The following is a 24,411-nucleotide window of genomic DNA, read 5'->3' as shown; positions in this document are numbered from 1 at the left end:
GCTTACATTTTTTCCGGGGCGCTGACGCCCAGGAGGTCGAGGCCGTTGGCCAGCACCTGGCGTGCCGCGCAGGCCAGGGTCAGCTTGGCATTGCGATCAGCGGCGTCATCCACCAGTACCGGCGTCCCGTGATACCACGTGTGGAACGCGTGCGCCAATTCACGCAGGTACTGCGCCACCAGATGCGGCTCCATCGACACGCCCGCAGCTTCCACCACTTCCGGATACCGCGAGATCTCGTTCATCAGCAGCAGCGAGGCGTCGTCGGCCAGGCGGCCGAGATTGGCCAGGCCGTTGGCCTGCTCGTACACCAGGCCCTTCTCCTGCGCCTGGCGCAGCAGGCTGCAGACGCGGGCATGCGCGTACTGCACGTAGAACACCGGGTTGTCGTTGCTCTGCTGGCGGGCCAGGTCGATGTCGAAGGTCAGCTGCGAATCGGGCTTGCGCGCGATCAGGAACCAGCGGGTCGCGTCGCGGCCGGCTTCTTCGATCAGGTCGCGCAGGGTGAAGTAGCTGCCCGCACGCTTGGACAGCTTCACTTCCTCGCCGCCGCGCATCACGGTGACCATCTGGTGCAGCACGTATTCCGGCCAGCCTTGCGGGATGCCCACTTCCATCGCCTGCAGGCCGGCGCGCACGCGCGCCAGCGAGCCGTGGTGGTCGGCGCCCAGTTCGGTGATCGCACGCTCGTAGCCGCGCTGCCACTTGGACAGGTGGTAGGCCACGTCCGGCACGAAGTAGGTGAAGGTGCCGTCGGACTTGCGCATCACGCGGTCCTTGTCGTCACCGAAGTCGGTGCTGCGCAGCCACAGCGCGCCGCCTTCCTCATAGGTGTGGCCGGAGGCCTGCAGCTTGGCCACCGCTTCGGCCACCTTGCCGTCGGCATACAGCGAGCTTTCCAGGAAGTAGATGTCGAAGTCGACGCCGAACGCGGCCAGGTCCAGGTTCTGCTCGTTGCGCAGGTAGGCCACGGCGAAGCGGCGGATCGCCTGCATGTCGTCCGGGTCCTTGGCGCCGACCACGGTGCTGCCTTCCAGATCCACGCTGGCGCCGGCCATGTAGGCGCGGGCCACGTCGGCGATGTATTCACCGCGGTAGCCACCTTCCGGCCAGCCGTCCTGGTCCGGTGCGATGCCCTTGATCCGGGCCTGGGTGGACAGCGCCAGGTTCTCGATCTGCACGCCGGCATCGTTGTAGTAGAACTCGCGCTTGGCGTTCCAGCCATTGGCATCGAGCACGCGCGCCACGCAGTCGCCGATCGCTGCGGCGCGGCCATGGCCGACATGCAGCGGGCCGGTCGGGTTGGCCGACACGTATTCCACGCCCACCGTGCGGCCATTGCCGGACAGGTTGCGGCCGTAGTCATGGCCTTCCTTGATCACCGACGCGGCTTCGCGCTGGTATGCGGCCGGGGCCAGGTGGAAGTTGATGAAGCCAGGGCCGGCGATCTCGACCTTGCTCACGTCCTCGCTGCGCGGCAGCGCCTCGACCAGCGCCTGCGCCAGTGCGCGCGGATTGCTGCGCGCGGCCTTGGCCAGCAGCATGGCGGCGTTGGTGGCGAAGTCGCCGTGGTCGCGGGTCTTCGGGCGCTCGACCACGAAGTCCGGCGGCAGGGAGTCGGCGGGCAGGGTGCCATTGGCGCGCAAGGCTTCGATGCCTTGGCTGATCAGGGCGCGGAGGAGATTTTTCACGAGGCCTGCTGTGAGAATGAGCGGCGGAATCGCCCATTTTAGCGCAGATACCAGTGACCACGCTGACCAGGACATGCCTGCGGGGACGGCCGGTGGCCCCCGGGTGGGCGTGCGCTCAGCCGAACAGGCGGGGCTGGGGCGGGGACAGCAGGCCTCGTTCAGCAAACGAAACGGGGCGGCCCTCGCCCACTACGAAGTGGTCCAGCAGGCGCACGTCCACCAGCGCCAGCGCCTGCTGCAGCTCATCGGTGATACGGGTGTCGGCCCCGGAGGGTTCCGGGTCACCCGAGGGATGGTTGTGGCTCAGGATCACCGCGGCCGCGTTGTGCAGCAGGGCGCGCCGAACCACTTCACGCGGGTAGACCGGGGCGGCGTTGATGGTGCCGTGGAACAGCTCTTCGCAGGCGATCAGCCGGTGGCGGTTGTCCAGGAACAGGGCCATGAAGATCTCGCGGGCCTGTCCGCGCAGGCGGTGCTGCAGGTAGCGGCCGACCGCGGCGGGGTTGTTGCCGACCGCCTCGCCGTGCTCCAGCTCGGCGGCAAGGTAGCGGTGGGCCAGTTCCAGCCCGGCCGCCAGCGTACAGCTGCGCGCCGGGCCGAGCCCGGGCAGGCGGGCCATCTCGCCGGCGGGGCGGTCGAGCAGCGTCCGCAATGGTCCATGCGCCTGCAGCAGGTCGCGGGCGGTCTGCACGGCATCGCGGCCACCGAATCCGGAGCCGAGGAACAGCGCCAGCAGTTCGGCATCGGAAAGTGCCGCAGGCCCTCGGGCGATCAGCTTCTCGCGGGGACGTTCCTGCTCTGGCCAGTCGTGGATGGGCATGCGCGCATCATCGCGGACCCAGCCGCCGGCTCCCATCAGGACACGCCGCAGCTCCGGGTCGGCCGATGCCTCACTCGCGCCGGGTCTGCAGGTAGTCGAACAGTTCCTGGTTGTTCTGCAGGCCCAGCTTGCGCTTGGCTTCGGCCTTCTGCCGGCTGATCGTCTTCGGGCTGCGCCCGCAGCGCTCGGCGACGGCATTCACGTTGAGGCCGGCCGCGAGCAGATCCAGCACTTCCTGCTCGCGTGCCGACAGCGGCGCCGGCTCGCGTGGGAACAGCAGGTCGCGGGCCTGCAGGTGGTGACGCAGCTGCTGGGAGACGAACACCTGTCCGGCCAGTGCCGCGTTCAGCGCCTGCGGCAGTTCGGCGAAATCGGCGCATTTGTCCACCAGGCCGCTGATGCCTTCACGCAGCAGGCCATCGAGCAGCCCGGGGTGGCGCACGCCGGTCAGTACCACCACCGGCAGGTCGGGGTGGCGTGCGCGCAGGGCATCGATCAGGTCCGGGCCGTCCGGGCCGGCCCCCGGCATCGACAGGTCGGTCAGCATCGCATCGCAGTCGTGCCGGGCCAGCAGCTGCAGCAGCCCGGCGCCGTCGCAGGCGCTGCCGACGATCTCCATCAGGTGGGTCTGAAGCACGATGCGGATGCCGTGCAGGACCACGGGATGATCGTCGGCGATGATGATGCGCGGATGCACGCGGCTCCTCGGAGATCGAACAGACCCCTGCACGCAGCGGCCAACGCCTGATTCTGCAAAAGGGCAGGGCCACAGAGGTATAGGAAAGGTCCGAAAGCGTTGCCGGTGAATCCCGGGCCGATGCAGGAGGACTCCATCTGCTGATAGCTGTGCGCTATGTGCGCCATGCACCGGGACATTACCGGCCATCGGGTAAGCTAATGCCCTCGTTTGCACAGGAATTCCAGGTGGCTGACTCCCCCAACGCTTCCCCCGCGCCGGCCCGCGCGCTGGAAGGTCAGAAATTGCTGTTGTGCGTGGGAGGCGGGATCGCGGCCTACAAGGCGCTGGAGCTGGTGCGTCGCCTGCGCGATGCGGGGGCCCAGGTGCAGGTGGCGATGACCGCCGGTGCCCAGCAGTTCGTCACGCCGCTCAGCTTCCAGGCCCTGTCCGGGCAGCCGACCCGCACCACGCTGTGGGACAGCGCCGCCGAACAGGCCATGGGCCACATCGAGCTGGCCCGCTGGGCCGACCGCATCGTGGTCGCGCCCGGTACCGCCGATCTGCTGGCACGGCTGGCCCAGGGCCACGCCGATGACCTGGTCAGCACCCTGTGCCTTGCCAGCACCGCGCCGCTGACGATCTGTCCGGCCATGAACCACCGCATGTGGCTGCATCCGGCGACCCAGGCCAACATCGCCCTGCTGCGCCAGCGTGGCGCGCAGGTGATCGGCCCGGTCGACGGTCCGCTGGCCGAAGGCGAATCCGGCCCCGGCCGGCTGGCCGAGCCGGGCGACATCGTCGCCGCGCTGGCCGCCAACGGCGGCGCAGCGGCCCCCGTGGCGCCGCCGGAAACCCGTGCGCTGCAGGGCCTGCGCCTGCTGATCAGTGCCGGCCCCACCTATGAGGACATCGATCCGGTGCGCTACGTGGGCAATCGCAGCAGCGGCAAGATGGGCTTCGCCCTGGCCGCCGCAGCGGCGGCGATGGGTGCGCAGGTGGTGCTGGTCAGCGGTCCGGTACAGCTGCCGACGCCGCCCGGCGTGCAGCGCGTCGATGTGCGCTCGGCCGCGCAGATGCGCGATGCCGTGCTGAAGTCGCTGCCGGCCGACATCTATATCGGTGCCGCCGCGGTGTCCGATTACACGCCGCGCCAGGTGGCCGCGCAGAAGCTGAAGAAGACCGCCGACAGCCAGTCGCTGGTGATCGAGCTGGTACGCACGCCGGACATCCTGGCCGAGGTCGCTGCGCAGACGCAGGCGCTGAAGCTGGTGGTCGGCTTCGCCGCCGAGACCCACGACGTGGAGAAATACGCGCGCGGCAAGCTGGTCGACAAGCGCCTGGACCTGGTGATCGCCAACCAGGTCGGCATCAGCGGCGGCGGCTTCGAGAGCGACAACAATGCCGCCACTGCCTTCTGGCAGGACGGTGAACAGGTATTCCCGGCCACCTCCAAGCGCGAGCTGGCCGAACAACTGCTGGCGCTGATCGCGCGGAGACTCCAGGCATGACCCAGGCTTTCACTTCCCAATCGCTGCAGGTCAAGCTGCTCGATCCGCGCTTCGGCGACAGCTGGCCGCTGCCGGCCTATGCCACCGAAGCCAGCGCCGGCATGGACCTGCGCGCGGCGCTGGATACCGCGCTGACCCTGCAGCCCGGTGATACCGCGCTGGTCCCCAGCGGCCTGGCCATCCACATCGCCGATCCGAACCTGTGCGCGGTGATCCTGCCGCGTTCGGGGCTGGGCCACCGCCACGGCATCGTGCTCGGCAACGGTACCGGCCTGATCGACGCCGACTACCAGGGGCCGCTGCTGATCAGCGTCTGGAACCGTGGCCGCGAGGCCTTCACCATCGAGCCGGGCGATCGCATCGCTCAGCTGGTGGTGGTGCCGATTGCCCGCGTCAGCCTGCAGGTGGTGGATACTTTCACCGACAGCGTGCGGGGAACGGGTGGATTCGGCCATACCGGGGTGCGTTGACAGGGGACATCGATGAGCGGCATCGGGGAAGGACAGCGGGGACGGTCGTTGGGACGCAGCGCGCCACTACTGGGGGTGCTGCTGGTCCTGCTGGCCGGCTGGTTCGGATGGAGCGCGGTGCAGCAATGGCGGCAGGAGGCCAACGGCCAGGCACTGGAACACGCGCGTGACCAGGCCGTGCAGGGGCTGCAGGATGCCGCCGCTGGCCAGCTCAAGCAGCTTCAGCAGCAGTTGAAGAGTGACCGCGTGCAGCAGGCCCTGCAGGCCGGCGATGCCGCCGCGGCAGCACTGGCCGTGCGCGAGAGCTGGACCGGCGTGGAGCAGGTGGACGTGCTGGCTGCGGATCTGGCCAATGCCTACGCCGACCCGGCCACCTTCGGTTATGCCCGGTTGGCACTGCTGGAATCCGCACTGGCCGACGGCAAGCCGCGCCTGCGCGTGGTCCGCGACGGCGGTGGCAACCGCCTTGGCCTGGCCGCACCGGTCGAGCTGGGCAACCTTGGGCCGGCGGTGCTCTATGTGCGCCAACCGTTGCTGCGCCTGACTTCACCGCTGGACCAGGTGAGCGCGCCGTCCACCGGCTTCCTCGGCCTGCGCCAGGGTTCGCACGACCTGGTGACCCAGGGCAACGCGCATCTGGCTGAGAGTGCCGAGGCGCTGGCGCGGCCGGTGGCCGGCACCCCGCTGCGGCTGGTGGCCGCGGTGCCCAACGTCGAACCGGGTCCGCTGGGACTGGGGGCGCTGGCCAGTGCCATCGTCGCGCTGCTGCTGGCGTTCATCGCGGTGCTGCTGGTGGTCGGTCGTGGCCGCCTGCCGAAGGCGCTGCCGCTGCCGCGTCGCGCTGCGGCGGCGGACGCCGATCAGGGTCCGACGCTGAGCGAAAGCCTGCAGATGGCACCGCCGCCGGTGGCCACCGCCGCCGCCAGCGAGGAAGGCGCGCCCCCGCCACCGCCACCGGTACCGGCCGAGGAACTGGCGGCTGGCATCTTCCGCGCCTACGACATCCGTGGCGTGGTCGGCAGCGAACTGACGCCGAAGACCGCAGCGCTGATCGGCCAGGCCATCGGCACCGTGGCGCTGGAGCAGGGCCTGCGCGAGGTGGTGATCGGCCGCGACGGCCGCCTGTCCGGGCCGGAGCTGGCCGCGGGCGTGGCCGAAGGCCTGCGCCGTGCCGGCTGTGCGGTGATCGACATCGGCCTGGCACCGACCCCGCTCGTGTACTACGCCGCCTTCCATCTGCGCACCGGCACCTGCGTGGCGGTCACCGGCAGCCACAACCCGCCCGAGTACAACGGGTTCAAGGTGGTCATCGGCGGCGAGACGCTGTCCGGTGATGCCATCACCGATCTCTACCAGCGCATCATTGAAGGCCGGCTGGTGCAGGCCTCTGAACCGGGCGATTACCAGCAGCGCGATGTCAGCGCCGACTACATCCAGCGCATTGCCGATGACGTGCAGTTGGACCGCCCGTTGAAGGTGGTGGCCGACGCCGGCAACGGCGTCGCCGGCGCGCTCGCACCGCAGCTGCTGGAAGCGATCGGTGCCGAAGTGATTCCGCTGTACTGCGATGTCGACGGCAGCTTCCCCAACCATCATCCCGATCCCAGCGAACCGGCCAACCTGGAAGACCTGGTGCAGACGGTCAAGCGCTTTGGTGCCGATCTCGGCGTGGCCTTCGATGGCGATGGCGACCGCCTGGGCGTGGTCACCGGCGAAGGCAGGATCATCTACGCCGATCGCCTGCTGATGCTGTTCGCCGCTGATGTGCTGATGCGCAACCCGGGCGCGATGGTGATCTACGATGTGAAGTGCACCGGCAAGCTGTCCGACCATGTGCTGCGCAACGGCGGCAGCCCGCTGATGTGGAAGACCGGGCATTCGCTGATGAAGGCGAAGATGCGCGAGACCGATGCCGAACTGGCCGGCGAGATGAGCGGCCACTTCTTCTTCAAGGAGCGTTGGTTCGGATTCGACGATGGTCTGTACGCCGCCGCGCGCCTGCTGGAGATCCTGGCGCAGCGCGAGGAAACGCCGGACGAGGTGCTGGGCGAGCTGCCGGAGATGGTGGCCACGCCGGAACTGAAGGTGCCGGTGGCCGAGGGCACGCCGCACGCGCTGGTGGCGATGCTGGTGGCAGCGGCGCAATCGCCGGACAACCCCTATGTGGGCGGCCGACTGTCGACCATCGATGGCCTGCGCGTGGACTTCCCCGATGGCTGGGGCCTGGTGCGTGCCTCCAACACCACCCCGGTGCTGGTGCTGCGTTTCGAGGGCAACGATGAGGCTGCACTGGAACGCATCCAGGCGTTGTTCCGCAGCCAGCTGCAACCGGTGCTGGGCGATACCCCGCTGGGGTTCTGATTGATCGGGATTGGATCGATCGGGTAGTGCCGGCCGCTGGCCGGCAACCACAGGATGGATCAGGGGTTCATGAGGTTGCCGGCCAGCGGCCGGCACTACCCCTTGAACCGCAAGCCCACGCCCGGTTCGGTGAACAGGTAGCGCGAATCCAGTGCCGAATCGCCCAGCTTGTGCCGCAGCTTGCCGACCAGGATGCGCAGGTAGTGGGTGTCCTGCTGATGGGTCGGTCCCCAGATCTCCTGCAGGATCTGCGGCTGGGTCACCACCCGCCCGGCATTGCGCAGCAGCAGCGAGAGCAATGCATATTCCTTGCGGGTCAACGCCACCGGCTCGCCATCCAGCGCCACTTCGCGGCGCACCAGATCCACGTGCAGGTGGCCGTCATCGAACACCGGTGGCGTGCCATCACTGGGCACGCTGCGGGTGCGCAGCAGCGCCCGTACCCGCGCCATCAGTTCCTGCGTGCCGAACGGCTTGGTGACATAGTCATTGGCGCCGGTATCCAGCGCCCGCACCTTCTCGGCCTCGCCGGCGCGCACGGTCAGCATGATCACCGGCACCTGGCTCCACTGCCGCAGCTGTTCAAGCACCTCGTGGCCTTCCATGTCCGGCAGGCCGATATCCAGGATCACCAGGTCCATGTCCTCGCTGGCGGCCAGCTGCAGGCCTTCCTGGCCGGTGGCCGCCTGCCGCACCTGGTAGCCCTGCGCGCGCAGGCTGATGTCCAGGAACCGGCGGATCTGGGTTTCATCGTCGATCACCAGCACGCGCGCGGCCGGCACGCTGGCATCAATCAGGGTCGGGCTCATCGTGGGAGGCTGGCTTGAGCAGGGGCAGGGTGATGCGGATCAGGGTACCGCGACCGTCGCGTCCGGGCAGCGCCTGCACGCTGCCGCCATGCGCGCCGATCATGCCCTGGCAGATGGTCAGGCCCAGGCCGGTGCCGTGGCGGCCCCGGTCACCGCGCTCCACGCTGTAGAACATGTCGAAGATGCGCGCGCGCTCGTCGTCGGGAATGCCGGGGCCGGCGTCGATCACGTCGATGCGCAGCTGGCCATCGAGCTCGCGCGCTTGCACCTGCACGGCGGCGTCGGGCGGCGAGAACTTGGCGGCGTTCTCCATCACGTTGAACACGGCCTGTTCCACCAGCGCCGGGTGCACCCAGATCGGCGCCAGCGTGGACGGAATGTCCAGCTCCAGCCGCACCTTGGGCTGGTAGCGCTGCAGGCGTCGCGCCGCCGAGCCGATCAGTTCGTCCACGCCGATCCAGTCGCGATTGATCTTCAGCCCTTCGTGGCCGAGCCGGGTCATGTCCAGCAGGTTCTGGATGTAGCGGTCCAGGCGTTCGCCTTCGACCAGGATGGTATCGAGCAGGGCACGGCGATCGGTCGTGTCCATCGCCGCGCCGTAGCTGGCCAGGCTGTCGGCCGAGCCGATCATCGCCGCCAGCGGCGAACGCAGGTCATGCGATACCGATGAAAGCAGCGCCGAGCGCAGCCGCTCGGTCTCGTTGCTCACATGGGCCTGCTCCAGCTCTGCCACCAGTCGCGTGCGCAGCGCGGCCTGGGCGATGTCGTCGACCATCGCTTCGGCCAGCTGCCGCTGCTCGGGCAGCAGGCGTGCCTGCGCGCCGGGCAGGTACAGGCCGGCCACGCCGATCGCATGGTCTTCGCCATCCAGCAGCGGCAGGAACCACCATTGCGCCCCTGCGAGGGTGTCGGTGAAGCGTCCGCTGGGTTGGCCGTGGCGCAGCGCCCAGTCGGCGGCGGCCAGATCGGTGTCGCCGGGCTGGCTGCGGCCACCGGCCGCGGTATCGGTGCCGATCCGCAGCCACGCCGGCACATCCATGGCCTGTTCCAGTGCATGCCGGCCGGCCTGTGCCACCTCGCCGTTGCCGGCGGCGCTGGCCAGCTGCCGGCCCAGCTGCTGGCGCGCGCGCGCATGGCGGTTGGCCGCGCGCAGCGCGATCACCTGCATGCGCAGCCGTGAGGCCAGGCGTCCGGCCACCAGGGCGGCGGCCAGGAACAGGAACACGGTGATCACACCCTGGCGCGCACCGATGGCAAAGGTGAAGCGCGGCGCGATGAACAGGAAGTTGTAGGCGAGGAAGCACAGGATCGCCGCCATCACCGCCACGCTGGCACGCGTGCGTGCGGCCACCAGCACCACCGCGACGATGAACACCATCGACAGGTCGGCCATGCCCACCCAACGCTCGGCCAGCCAGGCCACCACGCACGCCAGCGCCGTGGCGATCAGTGCCTGCACCGGCTCGTGGCTGAAGCCACGCACCGGTGGCATCAGCCCCTCGCGGCGCGAGCGTGCACGTGCCTGCGGCGTGCTGATGATGGTGATCTCGTAGTGCGCGCCGCGCTGGATCAACTGCTGGGTCAGGGTGCGGTTGAACATCCGCGCCAGCGGTCGCTCGCGGGTGCGGCCCAGCACCAGGGTCGACACGCCGTTGTGAGCAGCATGGTCGAGCAGGGCATCGGCGATGCTCGATCCATGCAGCAGTTCAGCATCGCCGCCCAGGCGCCGCGCCAGCGCGAAGGCCGCATCGATCTCGCGGCGGGTCGCGTCATCCTGGCGACGCCCCTGCACGGTCACCACCGTCCACGGCGCATCGCGGCGCTCGGCGATGCGACGCGCCACGCGCACCAGGTACTCGCTCTGGCCGCCGCCATCGATGGCCACCAGCACGCCGCGGCGCAGTGGCAGGTTGCCTTCACCGCGTGCGGCGCGGGTTTCGCGCAGGCTGCTGTCGACCCGATCGGCGGCTTCCTGCATCGCCAGTTCGCGCAGGGCGGTCAGGTTGGCCGGCGAGAAGAACGCCTGCAGGGCCTGCGTGGCCTGCTCGGGCACATAGACCTTGCCCTGCTGCAGGCGCGCGATCAGTTCGCGCGGCGGCAGGTCGACCAGCACGATGTCATGCAGGCGGTCGAGCACGCCGTCCGGCACGGTTTCGCTCACACGCACGCCGGTGATGCGCATCACCACGTCGTTGAGGCTTTCCAGGTGCTGGATGTTGACCGTGGTCCAGACGTCGATGCCGGCATCCAGCAGTTCCATCACATCCTGCCAGCGCCGCTCGTGGCGGCTCCCAGGCGCGTTGCGATGGGCCAGTTCGTCCACCAGCACCAGTGCGGGATGCCGTGCCAGCACGGCATCCAGGTCCATCTCCTGCAGGGTGTGGCCGTGGTAGGGCACTTCCTTCAGCGGCAGCTGCGGCAGGCCTTCCAGCAACGCCTGGGTGTCGGCGCGGCCATGGGTTTCCACCAGGCCCACCACCAGGTCGACGCCGCGGCGCAGCTGTTCCTGCGCGCGGGTCAGCATGGTGTAGGTCTTGCCCACGCCCGGCGCCGCGCCGAGGAACACCGTCAACTTGCCGCCGGCTTCGCGTTGCAGGCCTTCGACCAGGGCATCGGCCTGGCGGGTACGTGCATCAGTCATGGGTGCCGCTGTCATGGCCGCCATTGTGCGCGCAGCGGGTGCAGGCTGGCATCACGGCGCCTTGGCGGCGTGGTCCAGTGCGAAGTTCAGCGTCACCACGTTCACCCGTGGCTGGCCGAACAGACCCCACTGGCGACCTTCGGTATGCGCCTGCACCAGCGCCTGCACGCGCTCAACCGGCAGGCCACGGGCACGTGCCACGCGCGCCACCTGCAGTTGTGCCGCCTCTGGCGACAGTTGCGGATCCAGGCCACCTGCGGACTGGGTGACCAGGTCCGCCGGCACCTGTGCCGGCGCTACGCCTTCGCGTGCGGCCACCGCCGCGGTGCTGGCGGCTACGCGTTCGGCCAGCGCAGGGTTGCTGCGCGCCATGTTGGAACCGGCCGCCGCCATCGGATCGTAGTTGGCGGCCGACGGGCGAGCCTGGAAGTAGCCGTCACCGGTGAACGGCTGCGACAGCCACGCCGAGCCGCGTACCTGGCCGCTGCCATCACGCAGCAGGCTGCCTTCGGCCTGGGTCGGGTAGGCCAGGCCGGCGAAACCGGTGGCGATGCCGGCGTAGACCGCGCCGGCCAGCAACAGCGTGGCCACGCCCAGGCCGATGGCCGGGCGCCAGCTGGCGCCATCCTGCAGGCCGGCCACGCGGGCCTCGGCCTTGGCTTCGCGGGACAGGGAAGACGAAGTGGAAGCAGAACGGTTCATGCGCCGAATACCAGGACAAGAAGGAGGTCGATCAGCTTGATCGCCGCGAACGGCAGCAGCACGCCGCCGAGGCCGTACACCAGCATGTTCCGGCGCAGCAGCGCGGTGGCCGTGGCCGGGCGGAAGCGCACGCCGCGCAGGGCGAGCGGGATCAGCGCAGGAATCACCAGCGCGTTGAAGATCAGCGCCGCCAGCACCGCGTTGCGCGGGCTCGACAGCTGCATCACGTTCAAGGCAGCCATGGTCGGCACCGCAGCGGCAAACAGCGCCGGCAGGATCGCGAAGTACTTGGAGACGTCGTTGGCCAGCGAGAAGGTGGTCAGCGCGCCGCGGGTGATCAGCTGCTGCTTGCCCACTTCCACCACCGCCAGCAGCTTGGCCGGGTCCGAATCGAGGTCGACCATATTGCCGGCCTCCTTCGCCGCCTGCGTGCCGGAGTTCATCGCCAGGCCGATGTCGGCCTGGGCGAGTGCGGGGGCGTCATTGGTGCCATCGCCCACCATCGCCACCAGGCGGCCGCCGGCCTGCTCCTGGCGGATGCGCGCCAGCTTGTCTTCCGGGCGTGCCTCGGCGATGTAGTCATCCACGCCGGCCTCGGCAGCAATGGCGGCAGCGGTCAGCGGGTTGTCGCCGGTGATCATCACCGTGCGGATGCCCATCGCGCGCAGCTGTGCGAACTTCTCGCGCATGCCGTGCTTGACCACGTCCGACAGCTCGATCACGCCCAGCACGTGGCGCCCCTCGGCCACCACCAGCGGGGTGGCGCCATTGCGCGCCACCTGTTCGACACGACCGGCCAGCTCGGCCGGCACCGTGCCGCCCAGCGCCTGCACATGGTTGCGGATCGCATCCAGTGCGCCCTTGCGGATCTGCCGGCCATGCTCCAGGTCCACGCCGGACATGCGGGTCTGGGCACTGAAGGCCAGGTAGTCGGCATGGTCCGGCTCGGCGGTGGCACAGCCCTGTTCACGGGCCAGGCGCACGATCGACTTGCCTTCCGGCGTCGGGTCGGCCAGCGAGGACAGCAGTGCCGCTTCACGCAGCTGGCTGGCGTCGATGCCGGCCAGCGGATGGAAATGGCTGGCCTGGCGGTCGCCGTAGGTGATGGTGCCGGTCTTGTCCAGCAGCAGCACGTCGACGTCGCCGGCCACTTCCACCGCCTTGCCCGACTTGGCCAGCACGTTGGCGGCCAGCGCACGGTTCATGCCGGCGATGCCAATGGCCGGCAGCAGACCGCCGATGGTGGTCGGGATCAGGCACACCAGCAGCGCGATCAGCAGCAGCGGATCGACCTTGACGCCGACCGCAGCACCGATCGCCGGCAGCGTCGCCACCACCACCAGGAAGGTCAGCGTCATCGCCGCCAGCAGCAGGGTCAGCGCGACCTCGTTCGGGGTCTTCTGCCGGTTGGCACCTTCCACCAGCGCGATCATCCGGTCCAGGAAACTGTGGCCCGGCTCGGCGGTCACCCGCACGATGATCTGGTCGGACAGCACCTTGGTGCCGCCGATCACGCCGGAACGGTCGGTGCCGGCCTCGCGCAGTACCGGTGCCGATTCGCCGGTCACCGCCGCTTCGTTGATGGTGGCCAGGCCCTGCACGATCTCGCCATCGGCCGGCACCAGTTCACCGGCACTGACGATCACATGGTCGCCCGGGCGCAGCTCGGCGGCCGGCACCTGGGCTTCTGCGGCGCCTGGCTGCGGCGCCGCCAGCCGACGCGCCACCAGGTCCTGGCGGGCGCGGCGCAGCGAGGCGGCCTGGCCGCGGCCACGTGCCTCGGCCACGGCTTCGGCGAAATTGCCGAACAACACGGTCACCAGCAGGATCGCGGTCACCGCCAGGCCGAAGCCCAGCGGCGCATTGCCGGTCAGGGTGACGATGGCGGCGACGATCGTGCCGGCCATCACCACTGCCATCACCGGGCTGCGCACCAGATGCATCGGCGACAGCTTGCGCACCGCTTCGACCAGTGCACGGCGCAGGCCGGCGCCATCAAGCAGGGCAGGGCGCGGCGCATGGGGACTACGGGTTGAACTTGCATGACTACTCATGGGGGTGTCCTCAGTGCAGTCCCAGGCTCAGGTGGTCGGCGATCGGGCCGAGTACCAGCGCCGGCATGAACTGCAGCACGGTCAGGATGACGATCACCGAGACCAGGGTCAGGGCGAAGGTCGGGGTTTCGATCTGCAGGCTGCCGGCAGATTCCGGCGCCTGGCGCTTGGCAGCCAGCTGTGCGGCCACCACCAGCGGAATGATCAGCAGCGGGAAGCGGCCCAGCAGCAGTACCAGCGAGCAGCTCAGGTTCCACCACAGCGTGGCGTCACCCAGGCCTTCGAAGCCGGAACCATTGTTGGCATAGGCCGACACGTACTCGTAGAAGACCTGGCTGATGCCATGGAAGCCGGGGTTGGAGGTGCCGGCCAGGCCGGGCACGGCCAGGGTGATCGCGGTGAACACCAGCAGGGTGATCGGCTGCAGCAGCACCAGCAGGGCCAGCAGGCGCACCTGCGGTGTCTCCAGCTTGCGGCCGAACAGTTCCGGCGTACGCCCGGTCATCAACCCGGCCAGGAACACGCCCAGCAGCAGGTAGACGATGAACTGCTGCAGGCCGCAGCCGATGCCGCCCCAGATCGCACTGACCAGCATGTTGACCATCGCGATGCCGCCACTCAGCGGTGCCAGCGAATCGTGCATGCCGTTGACCGAGCCGTTGGAGACCTGGGTGGTCACCGCCGCCCACAGCGCGGTGCCATCGGCGCCGAAGCGCACCTCCTTGCCTTCCATCAGCAGCGGAGTGGCGGCGCTGGCGCTGTGTCCTTCGCTCCACATCATCGCGCCGGTGGACAGCAGCGACATGCCCAGCATGCAGCTGAACACCAGGGCGCCGAAGCGGCGGCGGCCGGTGAAGGCACCGATCATGAAGATCACCGCCATCGGCACCAACAGGATGCCGACGATCTCCAGCGCATTCGACAGCGGGGTCGGGTTCTCCAGCGGGAAGCTGCTGTTCGGGCCGTACCAGCCGCCGCCGTTGGCGCCCAGCTGCTTGGCCGCGACCATCGCCGCGACCGGGCCCAGCGGCAGTTTCTGCTGGGCCATGCCGGCACTGGCGTCGATCGGCGTGGCCTGAGGGCCACCGGCCATGGTCGACGGCACGCCCTGGCTGGTCAGCAGCAGGGTCCAGACCAGGCACAGCGGCAGCAGGAAGCGCACGCACAGGCGCACCACGTCCGCGTAGTAGTTGCCCACCGCCACCTGGCGGTCATCGCCGGTACCGGTCGCCGCCGCAGCCTGCGGCGCACGCGCGAACAAGGCGCGCAGCGTCGCCACCGCCAACGCCAGCCCCATCATCGGCGTCACCACCTGCAGGCCGGTGATACCGGTCATCTGCGAGAGATAGGACAGCTGCGCCTGGCCCGAGTAGTGCTGCTGGTTGGTGTTGGTCAGGAACGAGATCATCGTGTGCAGCGCGGTGTCCCAGCGCATGTTCGGGATCTGGTCCGGGTTCAACGGCAGCCAGGCCTGCGTCATGAACACCGCCTGGGTCAGCACCGCGACCACTACGTTGCTCAGCACGAAGGCCAGCGCATAGCCGCGCCAGGACATCGAACGCGACGGATCGACGCCGAATACCTTGTACAGCGGCTTCTCGATCCAATGGAACAGCACGTCGACCTTCATCGGCGCACCGCGCATCACGCGCGCCAGGTACAGGCCCAGCGGCCACGCCAGCAGCAGGCTGGCAGCAATAATGACAAGCATCTCAGTCATGGTCGGCTCCGTCAGAACGACTCGGGCCGAAGCACGACATAGAGAAGATAGGCGGCGGCGACCAGCACCAGCACGCCACACAACAACGACAGCCAGGGGGACATTGCAATAGCGTCCTGGTGGAACCCCTCCACCTCAGGCCGCCATCGTCGTCCTGCCCCCCATAAACGCACTACGCGCCGGACCGGGCCGACGCGTAAAGAGTGCATAAATTCGGTGGGCCAACCCGTAACCAGGCCCCGGGTAGCGCCGGGCCACGCCCGGCAGTGGGAGCGTCGTCAGCCGGCCGGTGTTGCCGCCGGCGCCAGCCCCTTCAGCTCGCGATAGCGCTGCAGGCTGCTGTCGATCTCGGCCTTCAGGGCCTGCTGTTGCTGCACGAACCCGGCCTGCAGCCGCTGCTGCGCCTGCAGCTGCACGTGCCGCTGGCGGATCGCTTCGGCCTGCTTGCCGGCCACCTTGCCGCCGGCCAGTTCGCGATCGCCGGCCGCCGCCAGCAGTGCCACCAGCGATTCACGCAGGCTGGTGACGTTGTACTCGGCCGTCTTGAGGTTGTTGTCCAGCACTTCCTGGCGTTCGGCGAACACCCGGCGCAGGTCATCCTCGCTGCCATAGGTGGTCAGCATCGCCTGCTCGGTGCGCTGGCGGGTCTGCGCGGCCATCAGGTCCAGCTGCCGCTGCGCCGCTTCCGTGCTGGCGGCGGCGCGTTCCTCGTCGGTCAACGCGCGCTGGACCTGCGCATTGCGCAGGCCACTTTTTGCGTTGAACTCGTCGCGGGCATGGTTGACCGCGTCGGCCGGCAGCGCATCGCTGCAGATCCGCTCCTTGCCCTCGTTCCAGCAGTACAGCTTCTTCTCCACCTTGCCACCGCCCCGCGGCTGCGCCGGAACGGTGAACGGCACGGCCAGCAGCAGGCCGGCAAAGAGCACAGCAGGAACTCGGGACATGACCTTTCCCCTGGGTCGGTCAGCGGGTCGAACGGACGCCGTACTGGGCCCGGTAGGCTTCCAGCGGCTGCCGGTAACCCACAAGTTCCGGGTTGCCGGAGGCGAAATCAAGCAGGTCGGCCAGCGACGCCACGGCGATCACCGGAATGCCGGCTTCTTCGGCCACCGACTGCGCGGCGGAGCGGCGATCGGATTCCGAGGCGATCTCCTGGCGGTCCAGCGCCACCACGATGCCGGCCGGCGTGCCACCAGCGGCGCGGATGATGCCCAGCGCTTCGCGGATCGCGGTACCGGCGGTGATCACGTCGTCGACGATCAGCACGCGCTTGCCATTCAGGTCGGCGCCGATCAGCTGGCTGCCTTCACCATGGTCCTTGGCTTCCTTGCGGTTGAACGACAACGGCAGGTCGCGGCCGCGCTGGGCCAGCTCGCAGGCCATCGCGGTGGCCAGCGGAATGCCCTTGTAGGCCGGGCCGAACACCACGTCGTATTTGATCCCGGTGGCGTCGATGGCATCGGCGTAGCAGGCGCCGAGCTGCGACAGCAGCGAACCGGAGTCGAAACGACCGGCGTTGAAGAAATAGGGGCTCAGCCGGCCGGACTTCAGGGTGAACTGGCCGAAGCGCAGGGCGTCGGCGGTCAGGGCCAGCTGCAGGAAACGGTGGCGGTGGTCGCTCATCAAAACTCGATTCATCTTCATTTGGAGCATAAATCCTAATCCAGCTGGGCGTTTCGCGCTCGTCCGGCCCTGTGTGAGGGGCGTTGCGGCCCCCTCTGGCGGACTGCGCAGCCCTGCGGGCAACCGGTATGCTTGCCCGGTTTCCCGCCGCAGGTCCCCCGCATGCGCATCATCAGTTTGAATGTGGTCATGGCAATCACGAGAAATCACGAGCCGTCACCAACTTGCTGAAAGTGGCGTGTTTTAAGGCCTTCCGGTTGATTTCTGTATTCAGCAAGAATCACGAGCCGTCACAAGAGCGCACGAAATTGTTGGTACGGATGTTGGTATCATCTGCCCCACAATGCGTACAGGGACGGACGACGTTCGATGGCTCTTACAGACTTCAAGATTCGCGGCGCAAAGCCGGCAGAGAAGCCCTATCGACTGAGCGATGGTGGTGGGTTGTTCCTCGAAATCCGGCCCAACGGATCGAAGCTGTGGCGGTACGCCTATCGCCTCGATTCCAAGCAGCGGTTGCTGGCCATCGGCAGCCTGCAGGACGTGAGTTTGGCGGACGCGCGCGCTGCGATGCGCCAGGCCAAGTCGCAGGTGAAGCTTGGGCAAGATCCAGTGCTACAACGGAAAATCGCCAAGGCCCGCAGCGAAGAGAGCGCGCTCAACACGGTCGCGGAGAACGCTGAGGACTGGTACTCGGGCGCGGAGAAGAGTTGGTCAGCCTCGCATCGAGATCGGGCAAGGCGCTACCTAGACCAGCGGATCCTGCCAGACATTGGGAAGTGGCCGATTCGCGAGGTGACGCCTGCTGATGTGCTGAAGCTGCTGCGCAAAGCAGAGAAGGCCGGTCCCCACGTGGCCATCGTCACCAGACAGACGCTTTCGTCCGTGTTCGAGCATGCGATCGTCAACCTGCGCGCCGACGCAGATCCGACACACCCAGTACGCCGCGCGATCAAGAAGCCACCCGTGATGCACGCTGTGGCGCACTCCGCCGCGACAATGGGCAAGCTGCTGGCCGGCCTGGACACATACCCCGGGAACCGAGTGACGGCCATTGCGATCGAGTTGCTGGCGCTCACGTTCGTGCGCACCAAGGAGCTGCGGACCGCCAAGTGGGCGAACATTGACTGGGAAGCTGAGTCGCCGCTGTTGAAGATCGATGCCGGCGAGATGAAGAAGCGCCGCAAGCATTGGGTCCCTCTGGCCCCGCGCGCTGTCGCGCTCCTCCGTGAACTGCAAGAGATCACCGGCGCCGGCACCTATCTGTTCCCCAATCAGCGGGATCCGAAGAAGCCCATGTCACGCGAGGCGGTGAACATGGGCCTGAAGTACCTCGGTATGGATGAGATCTCTGGCCACGACTTCCGCGCGACCGCCTCGACCTGGTTGCACGAGGCCGGCTACCCGTCGGCCGTGGTGGACATGCAGCTTGCACATGCCAAGACCAACAAGACCGGCGCGGCCTACAACCACGCCGAGTTCCTGCCCGATCGGATCAAGATGATGGACCGATGGGCTGATCACCTGGCGAAGCAGAAGCAGCGTCAGTCCCGGCAACCCAAGCCCTGATCACCGACTCTGGCCAGCCGATGGCGCGGGGCCCGAGCCGCTTGCAGGCCGGGAACGTGCCATTGCGCATGCCGCGGCGGATCGAGGATTCGGACAGGGCCGTGATCTTCACTACTGCGGGCATTTTGAGAATAGGGTCGATCGTATCAGCGGCCATTCGGGCCTCCTTCTTGCGGTAGCCGGCCGTCTTTCCAACGGCCGTTTTCGTTATAGCGAATGTGCTGGTAGCGGCCGGTCAGCCGGTGGCGGCGCTCTGTCGGCCAGCCCAGCCAGTTGCGTGCGCTGATACGCCAGAGGAGGTCACGAATTGGCATGTAGTTCCTCCCACTGATCTTTCGGCAGGTGCCAGGGGTCGGGCGCATCTGACAGTTTCACGCATGGCCAGCCCGACACGTCATAGGGCCATTGCCGCAGCTGTACCGTTTCGTCGGCCTCATCAGGGACATCGAGGTCCATGGATGCGTTCATAACGTTGACCGTTACCTGGCAGGTGCTCCACCCAGCGAGGTGAAAGAGCGTGTGGCCAACCACGGCGAAGCGCCCGTCCCGCTCTTTCGGCCGATCCTCCCAGAGGCGGCTCCGAAGCTTGGATAAAACTGCCGGTGATCCGGTGGTAAGGACCTTCGCCAGGAACACCGCATTCGGGTCATTACCCGATCCTGGGCGGGGCGCGTGAAGCTGGATGACGTTGCTCATGATCCAGCCTCCACTTTCTTCCAGAGCGGATTGGTCAGGCCGTCGTGGTAGTCCCGGAGGTCGAGCGTTCCCATCCCGGTATCCACCGCGCGGAGCTGTCCAGTCAGCCTGTCTGCTACCACCAGTACGCGTTCGATGGCGCCGTCAGTTTCCTCGCAGGTGAACCTGTACCAGCCCGGCTCCGTCGGCGCTTGATCTGTCCACGGCTGCGCGGATGAGATGCCAAGCGGTGGCGCTGAACCTGGCTGCGCGCCGGACAGGGCTGGCAGTGGTCCGTGGCGTGTGGCGCCCACCTCGAACGCGGCGTCGAAGCCGGGGGCGGCTTCAACATCCACGATGGTGCCCTCCTGCTTGAGCAGCAGCTTCTCCAGCGCCTTGACTGCGGCCCGCACGTACTTAGGCACCGCTTCGGCCCGCTTGTAGCTGTCCACCAAGCGCGCCTTTGCCTCGGCGCTGGGCTCCGGCATCGGCCCGAGACCTCTGAGCGTTTCCACCATCTCCTGCGGCGTCTGGCCGACTTCGCCACGAACCCATGCCAACAGCCTCCGGAGGTGGTTGGTTTGGGCCTGCGTGAGGTTCGGCTTCAACTGACTTGCCGATTTCCGTGTCGATTGATTCCCGGTCAGACCCATGGCTCGCCCCCTTGAATCAGGCTGGTGGTGTCGAAGTACGCCCAGCGCACAACGTCACCGGCGGTTTCGTGCTGCCATTCATGGGTTCCATCGGTCCTACGCCAGAACGTCGCCATGTCGATGGCCTGCCAACCCTCTGGCTCGCCGGCAAGAGTTGCGTATTTGCTACCTGCAGCAGTGACCACGTGAGCGAGAACCCGATCGCCTGACCGCTCCGGAAGCCTCTCTGCGGCAAAGAACCAGGTGAGTCCACCGGAAACCGGTGCGAGCTCTACTGCCGGACTTGCCTCCCCCGGCTGGTGGGCCGCACTGATCGCCCCCTCAATGGCCTCCGCTGCGCGGATGTACACGGATCGGCCCGCTGGCCACGCCGCGCTTGCCAGCGAGCGAAGACGGGTGGCCACCGCAAGAACGGCCCGGTGCGAGATGAATCCCTCCATTGATGCGACGGCGACCATGCTGGCCTTCAGGCGCTCCCACTCTTTGCGTTGGATGCGGACGCAATCCAACGGCGTTGGGTTGCCACTACGGAATCGAGCCTCAATCGCGCCGGCCGCGAGCAGCAATTCGGTTTCAGCGTCAGTGCCCATCAGGCCACCTCCGGGCGTTCTTCCAGCGTTTCAGCCCAGCCGGGGTAGAAGCTCAGCCCGCGTGCCTCACGGATGCCTTCGTCGCAATCCCAGCCGTCATAGCTGCCGAGGGTCTCCGTATAGGGCCGGCGCTTGAACCAGCACCAGCGGCCATCGCTGTCCATCGCCCGGTAGTTGTAGCCGGCCGGCGCCTCTGTCCAGCTGGGCGGCGGTGGGTTCGGGATATTGGTGCCGATGCCGTGCGCGCGCTCTGCCGCACGGATCGCCCAGGTGCCGTAGACCTCCGGCGTCCATCCGTCCTGCATGATCGGCAGCAGATCGGTCACTGTGGTGGCCGGCAGCGGCGCGCGCTGCAGCACGGCGATGATCTGGGCTGCCCGTTCGAGTAGCTCGGCGCTGATCCGGTCGGTGGTCGTGCCACCAGGCCGGCGAAGAGTGGAAGCGGCGGACCGCAGTTCAGTGATCAGCTGCAATGTCATTACGCACCTCCTTCACGTGGCTGGCGTACTCGATCCAGAGCAGAGCGTCGGCCAGTTCTTCGATGCTCGAGGCAAACGACTCGCCAGGCATAGCGAGACGAAAATCATCCGGCCACGACTGGCCTTCACCATCCGCTTCGGTCTGGACTTCCTTGGCCTTCTGGACTTGCACCAGCGCATGGAGCCCGAACGTAATGGCCCTGCGAATACAGCGCACCCCCTTGGCGTCAATCAGGAAGTCCGGCTCTTGCTCCACGTGGGGCATATCCAGCAGATCATCGAACATGCTCATGCTTCGGCTCCCGCGGCCCGATACAGGCCAGTCACAATGTCGAGAAGGAAATCCATCGTCACGACCGTGTCGTAGCCGAAGGAAACGTCCTTCCCATCTGCTTGCCGCATGCCCTGCCAGAGCAGATCCTGCACGTGGTCGGTGAGCAGCCTCGCCTTGCTCAATGCCAGGTCGAGGTCACAGCCAGCGGCCACCACGAGCGGCGAGTTTGGAATCGCCATCTCAGTAGTCTTCGGTACTTCCACCGCGCCGCTCACCGGCCACCTCCCGCGTATCGCAGTGCTTTGCACATTTCGAGGAGGTCAGCGAGAACGAACATGTCGTCGTCAGTGATCCTGTCGCTGTCCAGGTTGCTCAGTTGCCGCTGGACGTAGTCGAAGTAGATGCTGGCCTTCAGCTCGGAGTGAGCGGTGTCGATCCCGGCGCAGACCTTGAACAGCGGTGCATTGTTCTGCACCGGAATCATGCTGAACGCCTTTTCCTTGGTCACGGTCGTCTCAGACACGGCCGGTCTCCTTCTTCAGGGGGTGGACGCACACGCCGTTCTGGTTCTCCCGGACGTAGTCGAGCAGGGCTTCGGTTTCGTCCAGCAGGCTCTCAATCGCCAGCATCAGCCCATCCACGATGTGTTCACTCAGCTTGTCGTGAAGAACCGGCTCGTCCTCCGGGCAGGTGTCCCGGGCATCCTGACTTGCCGTGAAGTCGCGGCGCAGGACCGACATGATTGCGACAGATGCCTTGGTGTTACGGTCGACCCTCACGAGCCTATTGGTCAGGAAATCGGAGAGCGGGTTGTCGCGCCACATGGAGGTGAGGTAGTGCTCACCGTCTGCGAGGCGTGGGGCTTCGGCAGGCGCTGCCGGGGGTACACTGTTCTTCGCCATGTTGGCTTCCTTGTGATCTGACGGTTACGGGTGCGGCGTGGCCGACGGCTCGAGCGTTCCCGCGCTCGGGCCGTCACTGTTTTTGAGGTTCCAATCGGGCTCGAAGGTCACTGCCCGATCTACGTCCATGTTCGATGGGGCGTAGACGTGGATTTCGGCTCGGTTTCTGTGGGCGCCGCGCAGCTGCACTTGGACGCCATTTCCGATGAAGACGGTGGTTCCCGCTTTGACCTTCATGACGATTGGTTTTCCAACAGGGGTAGGCAATTCCCTACTCATCTTTCAGGTTTCCTTTGTTCAGGTTGTCGTGAGAAACTGCAAAAGTCGGGGTAGATGCGTCATTCGGAGCAGCGAAGCAAAAAACTGCCCCAGGCTGGTTTGCAGCGACGATTTCGGCGATGCGGAGAGGCACGACTACGGCTGCGATGCAGGCGACAAGCACCCAGCCGACGCGAACCAGCGTAGATGCCTTCGGCTGTGACTCGTGGTCGTAACTGGCTTGATTGCGACGGCAGTTGGACCTCATGCCGGCATCCTCGGGCGCTCAAAGCGGAGGCACTCCAGCCGCGAGCGTTGGCACTCGACGTTGGGTGCGAACAGGCCGTCGCCGATCCATCGAAGGCTGTCGCCGGAAAGTCGGGAGAACTCGAAGCCTCTGCACTGCGGGAAGGTCCGCTCCCCGACCGGTACGGCGCTCAGCTTTTCATGGAAGGTTTCGATGAAGCGCGCCAGCTTGCGCGCCTCTCGGTAGCTGCTGCGCCAGTATTCCCTTGCTGTTGCCATCTTTGGCTCCCACTCGGCCGGTGGGTCCGGCCTGATGGGGGAAAGTTAGAATACAAACATCGAACCGTCAATACCCTAACAAGCGGAGGCGCCACAATCCTAACAGTTGTTCAGTGTTTGTTTATATTCTGGCGTAAGCCAAAGAAAACCCCGCGCTGGGCGGGGTTCCATAGTGGTCTGGCGAGTCCGTCTAGAACCGCCGGAATCCGGCATGTACCAAGGCCCGACCCTTCACCTGCAGGGAGTCTGGATCGGGTCGCCATGCAGGAAATTCCGGGTTGACCGAGACCACGTAGACGCCATCGGAGCGCCGCTGCAGCATCTTGATTGACGTCTCGCCCTCGATGTTGATCAGGTAGTAGTCATCCCCGTCGAAGTAGTCGCACGCGGTATCGATCCACACAACGTCCCCGTCTTCGATCTTGGGGCGCATGGACGGGCCACGCCCGGTGATGATCTGAATCCGCCCGGGACGAGGCAGGAATCCAAGCTTGCGCCTGACCTCCCATTCGGCCACCTCCAGCGTACGGATCACCTCCGGATAGTCTTGGTTGATGATTCCTGGTCCCATTCCTGCCGCTCCCTCATACAGATCGAAGCGAAGGTATCCCGCCGGCGTCTCAGTCTCAGAGACGTTGGAGATTTTGCGGGCGGAGGGGTCCCACGGATAGCCGTCATCGTCCGTCAGCTCGGCCAGCCACTCAGGATTGACCTTGTAGGCGCGCGCTGCCCCTAACAGGTACTTGCCCCCGAGCGACTTTGAGCGTCCAGACTCCCACTGCGCCAGGAGCGGGCGGGAGCAGCCGATTAGTTCAGCGGCCTGTGCCATGGTCATTCCGACCCGGCGGCGGGCCATCGTGACCCTTTGTGCGAAGTCCATTTGGCTCATGATGTTTGGAAAGTGACGGGAGTTGGCGTCAGCATATTGCGCTTTGGTGATTATGATCCTAACATTCTGGTCATGAACATCAACACCGGCACTCGAAAGAAGTCTTACCGGCGCGGCTTTGACCACCGGGACGCGGCCCTTATCGAGGCGATCGGCGGGACTTCCGCCGTTGCCCGCGAATGCGAGGTCACCCATTCGGCGGTCAGCCAATGGAAGACACAGGGCATTCCACTTCCTTGGTGGAAGTTCCTTCAGCTCCGCTTCCCCGAGCAGTTCGAGGCAGTCGGACAAGCAAGCCATAGTGCCGACTCAGAATCCCATAGTGATCAGGCGGACACGGCTGCCTGACAGCCGGTCAATCGGCGCTGTAGGAGCGGCGCGTACGTGAACTCACCCGAAGGATCGGGTGCGATGGGGCAAGGACGGCGACCACCCTGCATGTGGAAGTGGCCATGTGGGTGTCTGGCGCTACGAGCGTGACGCGCTCGGTGGGAAACCCAACGTCCAGATACGACGAAG

General features: G+C 66.9%; 27 protein-coding genes. 5 read left to right on the top strand and 22 right to left on the bottom strand.

The genetic code is table 11. The features are described from left to right. Positions 1-2: 2 nt before the first annotated feature. The 3 genes from argS to SSKA14_RS00295 form a co-directional block, all read right to left on the bottom strand. The gene (argS, locus tag SSKA14_RS00305) at positions 3-1,691 is read right to left on the bottom strand and encodes an arginine--tRNA ligase (RefSeq protein WP_008265083.1); all 1,689 of its coding nucleotides are present in this window, start codon (positions 1,689-1,691) and stop codon (positions 3-5) included. Between the two features lie 115 nt (positions 1,692-1,806). Further along, entirely contained in the window at positions 1,807-2,511 is a 705-nt protein-coding gene (gene radC, locus SSKA14_RS00300) for a DNA repair protein RadC (protein WP_049457357.1), read from the bottom strand. A 70-nt stretch (positions 2,512-2,581) separates the two neighbouring features. Then, positions 2,582-3,208, bottom strand: coding sequence for a response regulator transcription factor (locus SSKA14_RS00295; RefSeq protein ID WP_008264742.1), 627 nt, complete (start codon positions 3,206-3,208; stop codon positions 2,582-2,584). A gap of 200 nt (positions 3,209-3,408) precedes the next feature. On the opposite strand from SSKA14_RS00295, the gene coaBC reads away from it, so the two are divergent. Genes coaBC through SSKA14_RS00280 form a run of 3 tightly spaced genes read left to right on the top strand, consistent with a single transcriptional unit; the run spans position 3,409 to position 7,529 of the window. Then, entirely contained in the window at positions 3,409-4,698 is a 1,290-nt protein-coding gene (gene coaBC / locus SSKA14_RS00290; RefSeq protein WP_008265288.1) for a bifunctional phosphopantothenoylcysteine decarboxylase/phosphopantothenate--cysteine ligase CoaBC, read from the top strand. Then, positions 4,695-5,168, top strand: a complete 474-nt coding sequence (gene dut / locus SSKA14_RS00285; RefSeq protein WP_008266385.1) for a dUTP diphosphatase — start codon at positions 4,695-4,697, stop codon at positions 5,166-5,168. Before coaBC ends, dut begins: the two co-directional genes overlap by 4 nt. A gap of 12 nt (positions 5,169-5,180) precedes the next feature. Beyond that, complete coding sequence (locus tag SSKA14_RS00280; RefSeq protein ID WP_040006599.1) at positions 5,181-7,529, top strand: phosphomannomutase/phosphoglucomutase; 2,349 nt, start codon at positions 5,181-5,183, stop codon at positions 7,527-7,529. Between the two features lie 95 nt (positions 7,530-7,624). Here the strand turns inward: SSKA14_RS00280 and SSKA14_RS00275 are convergent, their stop codons facing one another. From SSKA14_RS00275 to pyrE, 8 genes are all read right to left on the bottom strand, one after another. Then, positions 7,625-8,338 carry a response regulator transcription factor gene (locus tag SSKA14_RS00275; RefSeq protein WP_008267517.1) on the bottom strand — a complete coding sequence of 238 codons (714 nt, stop codon included), beginning with the start codon at positions 8,336-8,338 and terminating at the stop codon, positions 7,625-7,627. Next, positions 8,319-10,979: a sensor histidine kinase KdpD gene (locus SSKA14_RS00270; protein ID WP_040006597.1), complete on the bottom strand. Its 2,661-nt coding sequence runs from the start codon at positions 10,977-10,979 to the stop codon at positions 8,319-8,321. Before SSKA14_RS00270 ends, SSKA14_RS00275 begins: the two co-directional genes overlap by 20 nt. A 51-nt stretch (positions 10,980-11,030) precedes the next feature. Then, on the bottom strand, positions 11,031-11,681 hold the full coding sequence (kdpC, locus tag SSKA14_RS00265) for a potassium-transporting ATPase subunit KdpC (RefSeq protein ID WP_008265300.1): 651 nt from the start codon (positions 11,679-11,681) through the stop codon (positions 11,031-11,033). Continuing rightward, positions 11,678-13,735: a potassium-transporting ATPase subunit KdpB gene (gene kdpB / locus SSKA14_RS00260; protein WP_008264829.1), complete on the bottom strand. Its 2,058-nt coding sequence runs from the start codon at positions 13,733-13,735 to the stop codon at positions 11,678-11,680. The genes kdpC and kdpB overlap by 4 nt, the downstream gene beginning before the upstream one ends. A gap of 10 nt (positions 13,736-13,745) precedes the next feature. Continuing rightward, complete coding sequence (gene kdpA / locus SSKA14_RS00255) at positions 13,746-15,455, bottom strand: potassium-transporting ATPase subunit KdpA (RefSeq protein WP_040006595.1); 1,710 nt, start codon at positions 15,453-15,455, stop codon at positions 13,746-13,748. 11 nt (positions 15,456-15,466) lie between these two features. Continuing rightward, the gene (locus SSKA14_RS00250) at positions 15,467-15,559 is read right to left on the bottom strand and encodes a potassium-transporting ATPase subunit F (protein ID WP_005407770.1); all 93 of its coding nucleotides are present in this window, start codon (positions 15,557-15,559) and stop codon (positions 15,467-15,469) included. A 174-nt stretch (positions 15,560-15,733) separates the two neighbouring features. Next, on the bottom strand, positions 15,734-16,399 hold the full coding sequence (locus SSKA14_RS00245; protein WP_040006594.1) for a hypothetical protein: 666 nt from the start codon (positions 16,397-16,399) through the stop codon (positions 15,734-15,736). Between the two features lie 19 nt (positions 16,400-16,418). Continuing rightward, on the bottom strand, positions 16,419-17,078 hold the full coding sequence (gene pyrE / locus SSKA14_RS00240; RefSeq protein ID WP_008268115.1) for an orotate phosphoribosyltransferase: 660 nt from the start codon (positions 17,076-17,078) through the stop codon (positions 16,419-16,421). 369 nt (positions 17,079-17,447) lie between these two features. On the opposite strand from pyrE, the gene SSKA14_RS00235 reads away from it, so the two are divergent. Next, the gene (locus tag SSKA14_RS00235; protein WP_008267382.1) at positions 17,448-18,647 is read left to right on the top strand and encodes a site-specific integrase; all 1,200 of its coding nucleotides are present in this window, start codon (positions 17,448-17,450) and stop codon (positions 18,645-18,647) included. 300 nt (positions 18,648-18,947) lie between these two features. On the opposite strand, the gene SSKA14_RS00230 is transcribed toward SSKA14_RS00235, so the two are convergent. The 11 genes from SSKA14_RS00230 to SSKA14_RS23175 all read right to left on the bottom strand — a co-directional run bounded on the left by SSKA14_RS00230 (position 18,948) and on the right by SSKA14_RS23175 (position 23,883). Continuing rightward, a complete protein-coding gene (locus tag SSKA14_RS00230; RefSeq protein WP_040006592.1) occupies positions 18,948-19,343 on the bottom strand; it encodes a hypothetical protein in 396 nt (131 codons plus the stop codon). Continuing rightward, on the bottom strand, positions 19,340-19,975 hold the full coding sequence (locus SSKA14_RS22955; RefSeq protein WP_157635894.1) for a hypothetical protein: 636 nt from the start codon (positions 19,973-19,975) through the stop codon (positions 19,340-19,342). The genes SSKA14_RS00230 and SSKA14_RS22955 overlap by 4 nt, the downstream gene beginning before the upstream one ends. Continuing rightward, the gene (locus SSKA14_RS00220; protein ID WP_040006590.1) at positions 19,966-20,565 is read right to left on the bottom strand and encodes a hypothetical protein; all 600 of its coding nucleotides are present in this window, start codon (positions 20,563-20,565) and stop codon (positions 19,966-19,968) included. The genes SSKA14_RS22955 and SSKA14_RS00220 overlap by 10 nt, the downstream gene beginning before the upstream one ends. Continuing rightward, positions 20,565-21,044: a hypothetical protein gene (locus tag SSKA14_RS00215; protein ID WP_040006588.1), complete on the bottom strand. Its 480-nt coding sequence runs from the start codon at positions 21,042-21,044 to the stop codon at positions 20,565-20,567. Before SSKA14_RS00215 ends, SSKA14_RS00220 begins: the two co-directional genes overlap by 1 nt. After that, positions 21,022-21,336 (bottom strand): hypothetical protein, encoded by a 315-nt coding sequence (locus SSKA14_RS00210; RefSeq protein ID WP_157635893.1) that lies wholly within the window; start codon positions 21,334-21,336, stop codon positions 21,022-21,024. The genes SSKA14_RS00215 and SSKA14_RS00210 overlap by 23 nt, the downstream gene beginning before the upstream one ends. Further along, the gene (locus SSKA14_RS00205; protein WP_232281352.1) at positions 21,333-21,593 is read right to left on the bottom strand and encodes a hypothetical protein; all 261 of its coding nucleotides are present in this window, start codon (positions 21,591-21,593) and stop codon (positions 21,333-21,335) included. Before SSKA14_RS00205 ends, SSKA14_RS00210 begins: the two co-directional genes overlap by 4 nt. Next, entirely contained in the window at positions 21,590-21,841 is a 252-nt protein-coding gene (locus SSKA14_RS00200) for a hypothetical protein (RefSeq protein WP_157635892.1), read from the bottom strand. Before SSKA14_RS00200 ends, SSKA14_RS00205 begins: the two co-directional genes overlap by 4 nt. Further along, positions 21,834-22,220: a hypothetical protein gene (locus tag SSKA14_RS00195; protein WP_008266531.1), complete on the bottom strand. Its 387-nt coding sequence runs from the start codon at positions 22,218-22,220 to the stop codon at positions 21,834-21,836. The genes SSKA14_RS00200 and SSKA14_RS00195 overlap by 8 nt, the downstream gene beginning before the upstream one ends. Positions 22,221-22,244: 24 nt before the next feature. Further along, complete coding sequence (locus SSKA14_RS00190; RefSeq protein WP_008264857.1) at positions 22,245-22,457, bottom strand: hypothetical protein; 213 nt, start codon at positions 22,455-22,457, stop codon at positions 22,245-22,247. Between the two features lie 285 nt (positions 22,458-22,742). Continuing rightward, positions 22,743-23,003 carry a hypothetical protein gene (locus SSKA14_RS00185; protein WP_008267402.1) on the bottom strand — a complete coding sequence of 87 codons (261 nt, stop codon included), beginning with the start codon at positions 23,001-23,003 and terminating at the stop codon, positions 22,743-22,745. Positions 23,004-23,193: 190 nt separating this feature from the next. Then, on the bottom strand, positions 23,194-23,883 hold the full coding sequence (locus SSKA14_RS23175; RefSeq protein WP_157635891.1) for an XRE family transcriptional regulator: 690 nt from the start codon (positions 23,881-23,883) through the stop codon (positions 23,194-23,196). A gap of 81 nt (positions 23,884-23,964) precedes the next feature. Between SSKA14_RS23175 and SSKA14_RS23690 the strand changes: the two genes are divergently transcribed. Further along, positions 23,965-24,240, top strand: a complete 276-nt coding sequence (locus tag SSKA14_RS23690; protein ID WP_157635890.1) for a hypothetical protein — start codon at positions 23,965-23,967, stop codon at positions 24,238-24,240. Positions 24,241-24,411 lie beyond the last annotated feature (171 nt).

Source organism: Stenotrophomonas sp. SKA14, assembly GCF_000158575.1.
Lineage (GTDB): Bacteria > Pseudomonadota > Gammaproteobacteria > Xanthomonadales > Xanthomonadaceae > Stenotrophomonas > Stenotrophomonas forensis.
Note: the sequence above shows the minus strand (reverse complement) of the source record. Positions and strands in the feature narration are given on the sequence as shown.